Origin of the sequence: Acidithiobacillus sp. 'AMD consortium' (assembly GCF_008926505.1) — a bacterium.
GTDB lineage: Bacteria > Pseudomonadota > Gammaproteobacteria > Acidithiobacillales > Acidithiobacillaceae > Acidithiobacillus > Acidithiobacillus ferridurans.
In genome coordinates this window covers 2003634-2018254 of record NZ_CP044411.1, presented here as the reverse complement: position 1 = coordinate 2018254, position 14621 = coordinate 2003634, and the positions used below count along the sequence as shown (strand labels likewise).

Sequence of the window (14621 nt, the reverse complement as noted above, 5' to 3'; positions counted from 1 at the left end):
CGCTTTAAAATATGTGGCTATTGGATTTAAAACCCGCATACCACCTGCCTGAGGATCAAATTAACGCCACATAAGTATTCAGCTATAAGCCGTGGAGGAAGGCCATCAGGTCCGGCTGCTGACGCCAATGTTTCGTTGCCATCCCCTCTGCTGTGGGCGGAGCACATGTCGCCAACGCACGAGTTTTAGTCTCGAGGTCAGTCTCAGCGTAGATGTTGGTCGTAGTGAGCGAAACGTGTCCCAGCCAGGCTCGGACGGTATTGATGTCCACGCCAGCACGTAAAAGGTGGGTTGCCGTGCTGTGGCGGATCACATGTGGACTGACCTGCTTCGTACTCATTGATGGCACTTGCACACAAGCCCTAGCAGCATGTCGTTCGACCATCGTATGGATACCAAAGCGTGTGATGGGTTGGCCGTTGCGATTTAAAAAAACTCGTTGATCCAACCCACGTTGCGTTGCTAGCGCACGCAATTGATCCAGAGTGGTCGGCCACAATGGACAGGTACGCCGCTTGTTACCTTTGCCGATAATGTGGGCGCATTGAGCATGCCAATCCACATCAACGATCCTGAGATCGGCAGCTTCACTGGCACGCGCCCCAGTGTTGTAGAGAAACAGTAATAAGGCGTAATCACGTTGGCCTTGAGGGGTCTGGCGATCTGGAGATTCTAAAAGGGCGTCCATTTCTGGCTTTTCGAGATAGGTAATGCCTGGATATGCCGTTTTTTTAAAAGGAATCAGCCGGATTTGTGAACACCACTCGATATGCTCAGGACTATTTTCACCAATGAATCGAGCCAACGCGTGCAGGCCGCCGAGGCGCTGATTGCGGGTGGCGGCGAGACAGTGGCGGCTTTCCTCAATATCACTAAGGAATTGACGGATAAGGTCTGCCGACAGATCAGATACCGTTAATCGGTCCACGGATTTGTTGAGTTGTTTACTCACGTGGGGCAGAAAAAGGGACAGCATATCTCGATAGCTGCGCTGGGTATTTATCGAAAGATTGCGCTCTCGTACCAGATACTCCAGTAGAAATCGCCGTATCCAGGGGCCAAGCAGGGTCACGTCAGTCATGGTCTTTCTCCAATGCATAGTGTGCGAAGCGCAGGCTCGCCTCGTGAAGTAACTCTGGTGTCATGGTCAAATAACGTTGTGTTGCCGAAAGATCGACGTGCCCAAGATAGGTTGCCAACTTGGGCAACAAATCGCGCAAATCTGCACCGCAGCGATACCAGGCAATAAGGCGATGCACAGCGGCTGAGTGGCGAAGATCGTGAAGGCGTGGCTGATGCCTCGGGCCACCCTCTTTGAGGACGTCAGCTTTAGCGCGTACGCGCCGAAACAGACCATGGGCGGCGGATCTACTCAGTGGTGTGCCGTCACGGAAGCAGAAGAACGGCGCATCTGTAGCTGCTGAGTAGCGGTTATTCCGTTTGGCGATATATTCATTCAGAATTTGGGTTAAATCCTTGCCTAATGGGACTATGCGGGTCTTGTAAAACTTCGTCTCGCGAACATATAGAATGGTCTGTTGCAGGTCGACGTCATGGATATGGAGCGATAGCGCTTCACTGATTCTAAGTCCTGCACCATACATCAGTAACAGAAGGGCTTTGAAGACGTAATCGTCGATTCTGGAGCGTCCGGCGCAAAGAGCGGGAAGGACATCAATCAGTCTTTTCAACTCTGCGTGGGAATAAATATAAGGCACAAATATGGGCCCGTCCTGCTTTGGTACACTGCGAGGCAGCGGGATTGCAGTGACCATCCCGCGTGCCAATGCGAATCGGTAACATCCGGTTAACACATGATATTTCTTGTACCAGTAGGCCGTAACGGACCCCTTGCCATTTAAAAAAATAGATACGGCGTCTGCACCGATAGTTTCTATTGGCCTATCACCGACTGCCCGGCAAAAAGATCTCAACAAGTGGTCCTCTGTTAGAAACCGATATCCGAGCGCACGTTTATGGGCGATGTAGAGAGAAATCAGTTCTGAGAGGTTCACAGTAAACCCCCCAAGTCGAATTCGGCGACCTGTCGCAACCCCGTCAGATCAACCTTGGTATAGCTCAGCGCCGAATTGGCGTTGCGATGACCAAGGTGATCACCAATTTGCTTTAGTGAAAAACCCGAAGAGAGGAGATGACTGGCACAGGCGTGACGCAGGCAGTGCGCCCCGCGAGGAGAGAGCGTGAGACCAAGCTGGTTTAAGCGTGCGCGGGCGACATGCGAGATACTCTCCGCCGAAAGTGGGCGCATGGGGGCACCGATCGTGAGGAATAACGCCCGATGTTCACACTGAGGACGTACATCGCGCAGATAGCGCACAATGGCTTCGCCCACACTGGGCAGTAAGGGATAACGCTGAGCGATGCGCTGTTTAGGTCGTACCACGCAAATTTTATCCCCGTCCCAATCCAAATGCTCGAGTTGAAGTGCTGCGACCTCGCCACGGCGCAATCCGTACAATGCCAGCAACATCAAAATGGCGCGATCGCGAATATCTACAGGATGATCGCCAGCAGTACTGACCAAGAGACGCTGTACATCTTCCCAACCCGGGCCCTCCGGGATTCCCTCGCGGGTATATAGTCGCGGCGATTCAATGGTCGCCGTTAACCCTTTGGCACACCAGCCGCGAGCTTCAGCAAAAGCAAAAAAGCTGCGTAAGGAGCTGGCCAATGAGCCCAGTGAGGCGCGCGTCCAGCCTTGTTGGCCCTTCAGTTCGACGAAGGCATCGAGATCGCAAATGGTGATTGCATCCAGCGTGCCTCGTGGCGGATTTAATCCGGCGAAAAACCAGCCAAGCCGTTCACAACGGGTTGCAATAGTCACGGGAGATAGTCCCCGTTCTTCGCGCATGTGGCGAGCAAAAATCCCTATTTGTACCGCGAAACTATCCTGAGGTTTCGCAGCTTGTCCAAGACAACCCATATGTCGCGCCCATTCCGTCGCGAAATGGATAAACATCTGGCGAGTGCTCTTCGATTCCTTGGTCTGGGTTGATTGGCGTTTAAAGCGCGTCCGGTGATCTACAGCAATCCTAATGTCTTGCATAGTCACCTTGCCATGATCAATGCCAATGTACTCTGCGACAGCCCAGATCACCCAAGAAATCTTCTTGAGCATGGAGGGCGAGTAACCTACCTGCGCACAGTGTTTGAGAAAATTATCCCTCTCTTCTGCGAGCGGAGCCCCCAGATAACGCGCCAACGTAGTGGGGCGCTTGATAAGTACTTCCATCATGATCGACCGCCTTTTTCAACAAAATGGACGGTCATCATCCCATGAAGTCGACAAAATTATGTGGCGTAGATTTGACATGAGGCCTTGACCTATATGGGGACTTTCATTGGTCGCCACATATTTTAAAGCGCCACATAATGGTATTTATGTGGTCGGCCACATAAATACCAGAATGGGAAGCAGGAGTGCTTCTGGGGCCAGATCGAAGGCCGCCTGCTGCCGATGCTGGAGGGAGAGGAAGGGCTTACTCTGGGTGCCCTGAACCGGGCGACGCAGGCCTGGGTGGAGCGGGAATATCATCGTAGTAGGCACAGCGAGATCGGCACCACCCCGCTGGCCCAACAAAAAACTCCACGAACTCTTGCCGTGGAACTGGAAAAAAACCGCATTAGCTTGATCTGAGACAAGCTGCAAGGGTGGGTTGGCTAAACGTTTACGGTATATTGGTAAAAGGCAGCCCAACCGACAAGTTGCCGATTCAGGCTTTCCACTAGATCCATCCGGTTCATGCTGTAATTGCCCGACAGTTGTTTGGTTAACCGCGCGGCAAAACCCCGATACTTCTCCCACGGAATGGTCGTCACAGGCCGCATGCGGCCGCGTGGTCCGCGCTTGCGGATAATTCGGTGGCCAAGAAAGACGAAACCATCGTTCACATGCGTTATATGGGTCTTTTCCATATTCAGCGTGAGCTTCAATCCGCCTTCGAGGAATTCCCGGCATGCCTCACGTATGGTTTCGGCATGTGCTCGAGTTCCCTTGACCACGATGACAAAGTCATCTGCATACCGACAGTAGGAGACTGCTGGTTTCCACTGCCGGTTCTCTCTCGCAGCGATGGGCCGTTGCTTGAGAATGCCGAAGTTCCACGCCCACCGGTCCTTCCGCACCTTCTTGTTCAGATAGTTCGCTTCCATCCACGCATCGAATTCATGCAGCATGATGTTGGATAATAGCGGTGAGATGACACCGCCTTGCGGAACACCTTCACTGGCAGCACGAAATAAACCGCGATCAACGCAACCTGCTTTGATGAACTTCCAGAGCAGGGCAAGGAAGCGCTGATCGGCAATCCGTTTGCGGATTCCACTCATTAGCAAACGGTGGTGAACTGTGTCGAAGTAGCTGGAGAGGTCACCTTCAATGACCCACCGTCCGGCGGTACTCTGTTCATCACCGTCCTGTAATTGCAGCTTCACCGTACGGATCGCGTGGTGTACGCTTCGGGCTGGTCTGAAGCCATATGACGCCGGGTGGAAGTCGCTCTCCCAGATCGGCTCCATCGCCATCAGCATGGCCCGTTGCACGATGCGATCCCTGAGACTCGGGATGCCGAGCGGTCTGAGCTTGCCGTTTGCTTTGGGGATATATACGCGCCGTGCCGGTAGCGGGCTATAGGTGCCCATCATCAGCTCTTCGCGTATCGCCGTCAGCTCCTGCTGGAGATTCTGTTCACGGACAATAAAGTATCATCCTGATTCGCACGCAACTTATTGATTATGCTTCGCCGCTTTGGCGGCCTAGCGGGGCAAGTATCATCCTGAGTTGCCCGCTAAACGCGCCACTGACGGGGCGCAGAACAATAAAGTGCCACCCTGATAATAACTCACGCCGTTGATTATTCGTTTGTTGCATGCTTACTGCCCCATTTTTGCCGCACTCCAGGATGATACTTTATCCGGGATGAAACTCTATTGTTCGTTAACAGATTCCGCTCCATCATGCGCTTATCGACCCCATCCACACCCGGCGTGCGGGCTCCGCTGGAGGCCAGCGTAATGCGAGCCGCTTCACTCAGCCAATCCTGGCCAGCAATCAGTCTCAGGAGTCGATTGAACTTGCGCTCTTTGTTCTCCGTCGACCATGTCGCCAGTTTGCTTTGCATTTCACTGATTATCAAAGGTCTTCACCTCACTATGATCAGTTAATCCACCCAGCAAACCACTTCAACTGCCCCCCTTCGCCATGTGACCGGCTTTCCCGATCTCGGACTACTACAGGGGCTCCGCCAATCTGCACAGCATCGGGGACCTACTCCCTTGGCATCTGTACAGACCTTCCCCAGTTCACATGCCGGACTCAACGCATGGGCGAGGTTGCCTGTCGCAGTCTTTATCCTTGCTTGCCGCAAGTCGTCGCGGGCACCACGGTCTAGCTGCGCGCTCCCCGTGGTTCCGTGCTGTCCGGCTTACATGTCCAGCCAGCATTCGCATCGCTGAGCCATACTTGTGCCCAGCGACAGCCCACGCCCTGCCTCATAAGCGGTGTAGGCAGTGGTGACATTTCAACCCTCAGATGCGTGTAAACAGGTTCGTGTTCCTCAACCGTCCCATGCTCAGCCTAGAAGCTCATCTTGGCGTAACCGCTTCGCCGCAAGCCCCGTTTCCCACGGACTTCGTCACCTTGCCAGTGTCGGCAAGTCACCGCCGCTTCGGCTCACTTCCTCTCGCAGCAGAGAAAGGGCAGGCCCAGTTACAAAAGAAAACATACTGAGTTCTGCATTCCAAACATGCTCAAGCAGCTTTACCCCCAAAAGGGCGGGCTACGCTGGCTGGGCGTACAGTACGTGATGTCCCAAGACCAGACGGTGTTGACTGCGGTGGCCGTATGGGTGGTGGGTAACTTCTCCTTGCGGGGCGGGTGTGCACGACCCCGTCGTGCGTCCATACCTTCGGCCTTGAGGATCCGGTAGAAGGTGGACTCCGATGCCAGATAAACCCCCTCATCCGCCAGCCGTGGCACAATCTGGGTCGGTGGCAGGTGTGCGGTATCCGGACGATGACAGGCGTCCAGCACCTCCTGCACCTCGGCTTCACTCAGCTTGTTGCTGGGTGCCGGTCGTTCGACCGTCGTGCGGGCATCCGCCTTCACCATTCCCTGCTCCTCTGTCCATCGCTGGACGGTACGTAATGATAAGCCCGCTTCTGCGCAGGCCCGCGACCGGCGGGCGCCGCCGTCAGCAGCTTCCTGTATCCAGGCGACCAATTGTTGCCGCTCCGGGACCGGGGTTAATCTTCCCCGGCGTCGTCCCCCCAGAGGGCGTTCAATTTTTTTCGCAAGATCAACAGCGCAGCCGCCTCGGCTAAGGCCTTGTCTTTGCGACGCAGTTCCCGCTCCAGCTCACGAATCCGTTTCTGGTCTGCACGGGCTTGCGCACCCGCTGTCTGTTTCTGTTGGGTGGCGGTCTGCTGTCCAACGATACATGCCTGTTTCCACGCTTTTACCTGGTCTGGATACAGCCCTTTCTCCCGGCAATACTGGCTCAACTCCACCTCGGACAGCAGGGCCGTTTCCACCACCGCTGCCAACTTGGACTCGGCAGACCAACCCTCTGCTGTCTTCTTGGTCACTGCACTCATCGCCCCACTCGCTATGGCCTGCTTGCGCCAATGGTACAGCGTAACATCAGAAATCCCTTCCTGTTTGGCCAGTTCCGCCACGGACAAACTGGTGGGCGGCAACATCTTCTGCAATACAGCAGCCTTACGTTCTGCTGAATAATGCTTCATATCGACCAACTTTCCGCCCCCGGCCTATGCCTTGCTCCATTTCAGAGAGGCGACAACTACCCTGACACCGGGGGGGGAATAATCCCTGAACGCCGACAGTACAGACCTTCTGCAGGGATTGTATGTTTCACTGTTAGTATTGCTCTTGCATGGATCTTCTGCTCAATTGTTCCTGAATTTAAGAGGTAAATTAATCCCAAGAAATTTCATCATTTTTACTAAAATAATTCTCACCGTGTTTTCTGGCATTGTAACCTTCTTCCCTGGTGAATCTACGTGATAATAGGCAAATGCTTTCCCGTTTCTCCAATTCTTAGCTATTGATCTTACATGTCCGTTATTAGCTATGATACTATCAATAAGCAAACGCAAAAAATCGTCAAGGTTCTCGGTTGACGTAAGTGTGAAAGCCAAACCTGCAAATGATTCTCCGGACACATCCGTGCGATGTTGAATGTCAATGACATATATATCAGTGTTAGCTAATGATAATTTAATCAGCAATAAACCTCTTCTTTTTTCGGGGTTCCCATATGTTAACGGAAATCGACGAGGGAGCGTTCTGTTGTGCTGTTCTTTGGTGTTGTTGTTTTTTGCGGTATTATTATTTTCTCTTTTAAGAGGAAAATTTATGAGTCTCGGGATACCTGAATTGCAAAATCCGTTTGTGATGTCGTAGTGATATACGGCTGTGATGTGTTCTTTGTTTTTTTCAGCAATATCATTGATAGCTTTCCATAATGACCATAATTTATCAATGGATTCTGTTGGTTGCTTGCTGTGTGTTAGTGCTTCTGTGGTATTGCCACTAGAACCGTAAGCTTCGCTAGTTGAAAACGTGTCATCGGATGTTGGAGTTTCTAAGTTTGTTAATTTTTTATCTTCCGATTTGCTGTTATTTTTCCTTGATAAACGTTCGCGCGCTAGTTTTTTTGATTTAATAATTGGTTCATTGATCCATTCAAAATCTGGCTCTGAAAACTTCTTTAACCTGCTATTTATGCTCGGTGATTTGTTATCAAGTAGTTCTGGATCTGAATATTCATCGTTTGGTGTCTGGGTCGAGGAAGATGGGTAAGAAAATTCATCTTCTGGTAAGTTGGTAGTTTTTGTGTGGTACTTGTAAACTAGATACGGCGGATATCTGTCAGGGCCAATACCAAGTATGTTTAATGCAAGAAATGTTTTTGTTTCCCTAATGTAAAAACCTGAAACACTTATTTTACCTTTTTGGGTTAACCAGGGTGCTACCTTTAGAAAAATCCGATTGTTTTCATCGCTTGATAAAGCCTGTGCAGCAATATGTTTTACCTGAAGCGCAGCATAGTTGTCATACTTGATATGAGCAAGAATGTGAACATCAGACTTGTGCGCTGTGCTGGGTAAGAAAATTGCCCAATTATTATTTGCTTCTTCACCGTTTAGTTCTTCAGATTTAGAGAACAGTCTGTTTTCTATCTCCGCCCACGGTAATGTCAGGAAGTGACGGCGCAAAGCCGAACTGCCATAGCAACGCGTAAAAAACACCAGAGATGGAATGAGAAGGATTTGATCGTTGCCAAGGAAGAACTTTAGCATCCAACTTCCGGCAAGATCATTCTTGCAGGGGTAGAACAGAGGATAAACATTGGGTGGAACTAAAGGCTCTTTGTCTCCATTTAAGGTGTAGTATTCCCACCCGCGATGTGAAAAATCAACCTTGAATTGCTTTGTCATGAATCTAGCCTGTGAAACCATCCTTCCTTCATACCAAACACTACCAATGGGGAGAAGCCCTAAATTCAGTGCGGATACTTTGCGGCAGCGGAATTCACCATAGAATCTGCCATCATTAACATCATGGAAAAGAACAGTTGCCAGGGGCTGTGAACGGTCATTTTTATTTTGGTGAATGGCACCATACCACATAACCGCTCTTTGACGATCGGCGAACGGATGACCTCTTAGCGAATCCATCACAAGTAGATCTGATTGAGGCTCGATGGGTTCGAAGTCGAAAATTTTCATACTTTGATTGTCTTCTGTTACTAATCTTTAGTTTCTGCCGTGGGACAGCCTCACCGTATATGTTTGTAGCATTATTTGATGGAATGTTGCAACAATTGGTGGAAATCACAACCACCGCCCACCAGCGCCGCTGAAGAGGCACTATGGTGGGGGCTGCGGAACGGACGTCTGCCCCACTGACGGATATCGAAGCCGTCCCCTTGCAGGCTGTGGATGGCGGCTACTTCCAGCGCCTCGCTGCGGTGCAGGGGCGGTAACAGGCCGGGTAGTCGTGCTGCCAGCATGCTTTTCCCGGTGCCGGGCGGGCCCGACAGGAGTAGGTGATGACCACCCACCGCCGCAACAATCAGTGCCCGCTTGGCCGATTCCTGACCACGCACATCGCGCAGATCGAGGTACGGAAGGGCCGATTCGAGGCTTTCCGCATCGCAGACGACTTCAGGTAGGCGATCCGTACCGCGCAGGTGGGCGGCGGCCTGTGCCAGGTTCGCGCAGGCAAAGACCGGAGTACTTTGGGCAAAGGCGGCTTCCCGGGCATTGCCTTGCGGCACCAGAATGGCGTGTCCGGCCTGTCCCGCCGCCAGTGCGCTGGAGAGCGTGCCCGTCACCGGACGCAGGCTGCCGTCCAGCGCCAGTTCACCGATCATCTCCAGCTTTTCCAGTGCGGCCGCAGGAAGTTGCCCGCTGGCGGCGAGAATACCGATGGCCATGGGCAGATCGAAGCGGCCACCTTCCTTGGGCAGGTCGGCGGGGGCCAGATTGACGACCATCCGTCGTGCCGGAAACTCGAAGCCGCTGTTTTGAATGGCGGAACGCACCCGGTCCCGGGCTTCCTTGACCGCCGTTTCAGCGAGACCGACGACGGCAAAGGTTGGCAGGCCGGGACCCAGATCGCATTCCACGGCGACGCCTGCTGCCTGTATCCCGGTCAGGGCGCGGCTGTGGACTATCGCCAGCGGCAAGGCTCAATCCTTGCTGGCGTCTTCGTCCAAAGCGGCCTTGGGTGCCAGGGCGTCGAGGCGAGCTTCCAGCGCGGCAACCCGCGCGGCGAGGCGGGAGAGCAGTTCCCGCTGCACATCAAATTCGTCACGGGTAACCAGATCCAGACGATCCAGCGTATTGGCAAGCATGGCACGCGCCTGCTTGTCCACGTCTTCCTTGACGGTCCCCAGTCGGGCAATGGTGTCGCCAATGGCGGCGGCGATATCGTCGGCAATACGGTGTTGCATCTGCAATCTCCTTAAAGGCCCATGGCCTGACGGATAAGAAAACGTTTGACCGGAGAGATGACACCAGTTCCCAGCATCCCCAGGTCGCGCAGCCGGGCGAGGCCGCGACTGCGGTTGGAGAAGAGGTGACTGAGGGCACCACAAGCCAGTACAGTGACGAGATTATCAGGCCGCCGAGCGCTTTGATAGCGGCGCAGTACGGAGGCTTCGCCCCAGTCGTCGTGATGCTCACGGGCGGTGGTAATGGCCGCTATCAGTTGTTCCGCATCACGAAATCCCAGATTTACCCCCAAACCCGCCAATGGATGAACACCATGGGCGGTATCCCCCAGCAATACGCTGCGCTCCCCGATATAACGGCTGCTGTGCAGGCCAGAAAGCGGATAACTGCTGCGTCGTCCGATCTCCTGGAAATGCCCCAGTTGCGGTCCAAACGCCTCGTGCAGTTCGCGCAGAAACCGCGCATCATCCAGGGCCATCAGGTGGCGCGCACGGGCCTGTTTGGCACTCCAGACGATGGAGGCGCGGGCACGTCCGTGGGCGTCGTCACTGAACGGCAGTACCGCCAGCGGGCCGGTGGAGAGGAATCGTTGATAGGCGATGTGGCGATGAGGCTTTTCAATCCAGACGGTGGCGGTGATGGCGTCCTGCCCATAGCTTTCCCGGAATATCGGTGCCTGAATGAGCGCCTTGCGTAACGGCGACTGCCGACCCTCCGCAATGGCCAGCAGAGTGCCGCGGGATTGTGTTCCAGAGGCATCGGTGATGTACATGGCCTTGCCATCGGGGGCAGCGCCGGTGATTTCCCGCCCGTAGCGAATATATAGCCCGGATTCTTCCAGCGCCGTATGCAGGGCCTGCTCCAGGCGGCGATTCTCGATAATGTACCCAAGCAGGTCTTCCCCGCCTTCCTCGGCGTCCAGATGAATACCGCCGGAGTCTTCCGCATCCCATACCCGCATGCGTTCCACGGCACTGCCAAGCAATGCGGGATCAACGCCCAGGCTGCTCAGAAAACGCACGGACCCGGTGGCGATCAAACTGGCGCGGTCGAAGGGGTCTGCCGCGGCACATGCCGCAGCACTGCGCTTTTCAAACACCGCGATACGCAAGCCCGCTTGCTGGGCTGCCAGGGCCAAGCTGGCACCGACCATGCCGGCGCCGGAAATGACAAGATCATAGCGAGCATTATCGGACATGGTAGCCATCCGTAACCAGATCCGGTATGGCGCTTTGTACCGGGAGATGAATGCCAGCCAGTCGCGCCGCCAGTTCCCGTTTGCCCAGCGATGTCTGGTCCAGCAGAGTCAGAGCCGCAGCCCGTGCCAAACGCAGCGGCAGACGTGGACTGCTGAACAGACGGTTCATGGTCTCGGTAAAGGCAATGGTCTCCAGCCGGTCACGGCGACGAGTACGGGAGTAATCGGCCAGCAGGGATCTGCTTCCCGGGTCGTCACCACGTTCAGCTGCCTCCCGTAACAGGGCGCCCAAAGTCAGCACATCCCGCAATCCCAGGTTATAGCCTTGCCCGGCCAAAGGATGCAGGGTTTGTGCGGCATTCCCCGCCAACGCCAGGCGCTGGCCGGGTTCAGCCCATAACCGCTGGAAAAACAGAGGATAGACACTGCGCGGACCGGTTGTGACCAGTGGCGGTAGTGACGAAGGTCGCTGGCGGTTCAAGGCCACCAGGAAATCCGCATCGGAGAGATCCAGGACGCGACTGGCATCCCCTGGGCGCAGACTCCAGACGATGGAGAACTGGTGCTTGCCGATGGGCAGGAACGCCAGCGGTCCGCTCTCCAGAAAATGTTCGAAAGCGATGCCGGGCAGGGGCTGCTGCGGGGTCACCGTGGCAATGATGGCGTGGCGGTTGTGATCCCAGCCCATGCGTCGCAGACCGGCCAGCCGTGCGATCTCGCCATGGCCGCCATCCGCAACCACCGTCAGTGCCGCCTCTACCCGCAAATCCGGCCAGTCCAACTGGACCCGGTCCGGAAACCACTGTAGGGCCTGCAACGGCCCCGGCGATTCCTGTTGAAGGGTGCGACAAGTTGCCAGTGGCATGGCCAGTGCATCAGTCAGGGTCTCCAGACCGACCACTTCTCCCAGCCTTTGCTCGGGCGCGTTCAGCAGACTGTGTTCCAGAAGTACCCGTCCACTGATGCCCTGTTGGGTGATCTGCACGGTCCGAATAGCGGCGGCATCGGCCAGAGGCATGGCCACTCCCAGACGGCGGAGCAGACGGTGACTGCCCAGGGCCAGGGCGAGGGTTCGCTCCGTCAGCCGCGGTCGTGCCTGGGCAAGAGGGTAGGTATCCAGCATCAGCACCCGCAGCGGGCTGTCCGCCAGTGCCAGAATCAGACTGCGCGCCACTGGACCGTTACCCAGAATGGCCAGGTCTGTCGTCAACGTACGCATCATTTCCCCCGCATGGTCTCTATTTTATCCAGCCATTTAAGACCAAGATGCCCTTTGCAGCAAGTGCTGAATTTCCTGGTCCAGCAAAGGGGGCACGTTTACTCCCGGGTTCTGCCACCGTAAGATCGGCAGATGTCTTCGTTTGATGCTGGCGCCGAAAAGTTCGCGGACCTGTCCGTGCATGGTCTGGTAGACAGTCATTGCCACTTGGATGACGCAGCCTTCGACGATGATCGTGATGCGGTTCTGCGCCGTGCAGACATGGCCGGGGTCCGCAAAATGGTCCTCCCCGCCTATACTCCCCGGTATTGGAGGCGACTCAGGGAAACCTGCCACCGCTGGCCCGGACTTTTTCCGGCCTATGGTGTGCATCCCCTCTATCTGGAGGATCGGCATGGCCAATGGGAAGCGACCCTGGCAACTTTCCTCGCCGATGCGGTCGCTTTGGGGGAAATCGGACTCGACGCCAGCGCGGGCGCGCCTGACGCCGCATGTCAGCGTGCCGGTTTCACGACTCAGCTCGCCATGGCGCAGCAACTGGGCTTACCTGTCATTCTGCATGCGCGGCAGAGCCTGGAAGAAATGCTCCTGACCCTGCGCCGTTTTCCCCGGTTGCGCGGGGTGTTGCACAGCTTCTCAGGCAGCTTCGTTCAGGCTCAGCGATTGACGGATATGGGGTTTTTACTGGGGCTCGGCGGTGCCTTTACGCATCCTCGCGCCCAGCGTTTGCGGGCGATGGCGGCCACACTTCCGGCGGAATTTCTACTCGTAGAGACGGATGCCCCGTGGCAACCGCCCCATGCGCATCCCGGCGCTCGCAATGAACCCGCATATCTTCGCGAAATCATCGCTGAACTAGCGCAGTTGCGCCATACTCCGGTTCAGGAAATTGCCCGGATTACCGCGCAAAATGCCCTTACCTTATTTCATCTTCAGGACATGTCATAATGCCCCATCCTTTTGCTCGTACCGAAATTCTCCTGGGCGCTTCCGCTGTCGCAGATTTGCGTGACCGCCATGTGCTCCTTGCCGGCGTCGGTGGCGTTGGCGGTTATGTCGCGGAAAACCTTGCCCGTGCCGGGATAGGGCATATCACGCTCATTGACCACGACGTGGTCAGTATTTCCAATATCAACCGGCAGGTCGTCGCCCTGCATTCCACGCTGAATCAGCCCAAGGTAGCGGTAATGGCGGCGCGGATTCGGGATATTTATCCCGACTGTGTGCTTGAAACCCGTCAGGAGTTCATCAGCGCAGACAATGCCACACGCCTGCTGGCGGACAGCGGTGCGGAAATGGTCGTGGATTGCATTGATGCCATCGCCTGCAAAGCGATTCTTATCCAGGCGGCGCAGACCCTGGGTTTACCGGTTTTTTCCAGCATGGGGGCGGGCAATCGTCTCGATCCCCGCCGGGTCCGTGTCGCAAGACTCAACCAGACGGAAAAATGCCCCCTGGCCCGTGAGTTGCGCGCGCTGCTACGCAAGAATGGCGCGTCCCTCGACGTGCAGACCGTCTTTTCCGATGAATCCCCGCGCCGGGCAGCCCCTCCCGTGGAAGTATCCAGCGCGGGCGGGCGAGCTAAAACGGTCAACGGCACCATTTCCTTCATGCCCGCGCTCTTCGGGGTGGTACTGTCCGGTATTGTTCTCCAGCATTTGCTGGCAACTGGCGAAAACCTCAATGACGTCTAAATAGGAATCCGTAGGGGCCATCCGGTAAATTCATATTTACTAATATTGTGAAAGTGATGATGTCATCGGATGCTTTGATGGTAACAGTATTGAGCGCGAGGACTCTGATTATGGTAGCAAAATTTATGAGTACAGAGTGGATTCGTCTCGTCGGCAAGCAGTGGGATACTCATCCGGAAATTCAGAAAGATCTGAAAAACTTCAATGCCACCTGGGAGTATTATATTGAAGATCGCCCGGATATCCCTCACGTCATGTTGTTCTGCAAGGCGGGGAAGGTTATCTATGCGGGACCTTCCGACGGGCGGCGCCGCGACTTCATCATGTGGACAAGCATGGACTACTGGCAGAAAATCCTGTCGGGAGAGATCAGCGGGAAATCGGCCTTGATGACTCGACGACTGAAGTTTAAGGGATCCATGATGACGGCCATGAAATATATGACGCCGTTTAATATCCACCTCAATATTCTCGGTGAGATACCGGTAGATTTTGATATCTGAGGATA

At 54.9% G+C, this 14621-nt stretch carries 12 protein-coding genes and 3 pseudogenes; 4 read left to right on the top strand and 11 right to left on the bottom strand.

Annotation, left to right across the window (positions count from 1 at the left end; translation table 11 throughout):
- Positions 1-82 precede the first annotated feature (82 nt).
- From F6A13_RS10310 to F6A13_RS10300, 3 genes are read right to left on the bottom strand one after another with little or no spacing between them, the layout of a single operon-like run.
- On the bottom strand, positions 83-1081 hold the full coding sequence (locus F6A13_RS10310; protein WP_009561339.1) for a tyrosine-type recombinase/integrase: 999 nt from the start codon (positions 1079-1081) through the stop codon (positions 83-85).
- Positions 1074-2015: a tyrosine-type recombinase/integrase gene (locus F6A13_RS10305; protein ID WP_012535983.1), complete on the bottom strand. Its 942-nt coding sequence runs from the start codon at positions 2013-2015 to the stop codon at positions 1074-1076. Before F6A13_RS10305 ends, F6A13_RS10310 begins: the two co-directional genes overlap by 8 nt.
- The gene (locus F6A13_RS10300; protein ID WP_012535982.1) at positions 2012-3256 is read right to left on the bottom strand and encodes a tyrosine-type recombinase/integrase; all 1245 of its coding nucleotides are present in this window, start codon (positions 3254-3256) and stop codon (positions 2012-2014) included. The genes F6A13_RS10305 and F6A13_RS10300 overlap by 4 nt, the downstream gene beginning before the upstream one ends.
- A 165-nt stretch (positions 3257-3421) precedes the next feature.
- On the opposite strand from F6A13_RS10300, the pseudogene F6A13_RS10295 reads away from it, so the two are divergent.
- Positions 3422-3592, top strand: a pseudogene (locus F6A13_RS10295) (IS481 family transposase); the annotation flags it as partial.
- A 104-nt stretch (positions 3593-3696) separates the two neighbouring features.
- Here the strand turns inward: F6A13_RS10295 and ltrA are convergent.
- The 8 genes and pseudogenes from ltrA to F6A13_RS10255 all read right to left on the bottom strand — a co-directional run.
- Positions 3697-4719, bottom strand: a pseudogene (ltrA, locus tag F6A13_RS10290) (group II intron reverse transcriptase/maturase); the annotation flags it as partial.
- A gap of 155 nt (positions 4720-4874) precedes the next feature.
- Positions 4875-5156 carry an RNA-directed DNA polymerase gene (locus tag F6A13_RS15635; RefSeq protein WP_009565786.1) on the bottom strand — a complete coding sequence of 94 codons (282 nt, stop codon included), beginning with the start codon at positions 5154-5156 and terminating at the stop codon, positions 4875-4877.
- Positions 5157-5818: 662 nt separating this feature from the next.
- Positions 5819-6765: pseudogene (locus F6A13_RS10280) on the bottom strand (transposase); the annotation flags it as partial.
- A 162-nt stretch (positions 6766-6927) separates the two neighbouring features.
- Positions 6928-8772, bottom strand: a complete 1845-nt coding sequence (locus tag F6A13_RS10275; protein WP_012537166.1) for a hypothetical protein — start codon at positions 8770-8772, stop codon at positions 6928-6930.
- A gap of 71 nt (positions 8773-8843) precedes the next feature.
- Positions 8844-9734 (bottom strand): YifB family Mg chelatase-like AAA ATPase, encoded by an 891-nt coding sequence (locus F6A13_RS10270; protein ID WP_151528198.1) that lies wholly within the window; start codon positions 9732-9734, stop codon positions 8844-8846.
- 3 nt (positions 9735-9737) lie between these two features.
- Positions 9738-10001 carry an accessory factor UbiK family protein gene (locus F6A13_RS10265; protein ID WP_113526517.1) on the bottom strand — a complete coding sequence of 88 codons (264 nt, stop codon included), beginning with the start codon at positions 9999-10001 and terminating at the stop codon, positions 9738-9740.
- Between the two features lie 11 nt (positions 10002-10012).
- Positions 10013-11200, bottom strand: a complete 1188-nt coding sequence (locus tag F6A13_RS10260; protein ID WP_126604286.1) for an FAD-dependent monooxygenase — start codon at positions 11198-11200, stop codon at positions 10013-10015.
- Complete coding sequence (locus F6A13_RS10255) at positions 11190-12422, bottom strand: FAD-dependent monooxygenase (RefSeq protein ID WP_225981799.1); 1233 nt, start codon at positions 12420-12422, stop codon at positions 11190-11192. Before F6A13_RS10255 ends, F6A13_RS10260 begins: the two co-directional genes overlap by 11 nt.
- Positions 12423-12551: 129 nt before the next feature.
- Between F6A13_RS10255 and F6A13_RS10250 the strand changes: the two genes are divergently transcribed.
- The 3 genes from F6A13_RS10250 (at position 12552) to F6A13_RS10240 (ending at position 14616) form a co-directional block, all read left to right on the top strand.
- On the top strand, positions 12552-13367 hold the full coding sequence (locus F6A13_RS10250; protein WP_113526519.1) for a TatD family hydrolase: 816 nt from the start codon (positions 12552-12554) through the stop codon (positions 13365-13367).
- Complete coding sequence (locus F6A13_RS10245; RefSeq protein ID WP_113526520.1) at positions 13367-14113, top strand: ThiF family adenylyltransferase; 747 nt, start codon at positions 13367-13369, stop codon at positions 14111-14113. The genes F6A13_RS10250 and F6A13_RS10245 overlap by 1 nt, the downstream gene beginning before the upstream one ends.
- A gap of 110 nt (positions 14114-14223) precedes the next feature.
- Entirely contained in the window at positions 14224-14616 is a 393-nt protein-coding gene (locus tag F6A13_RS10240; RefSeq protein WP_113526521.1) for an SCP2 sterol-binding domain-containing protein, read from the top strand.
- Positions 14617-14621 lie beyond the last annotated feature (5 nt).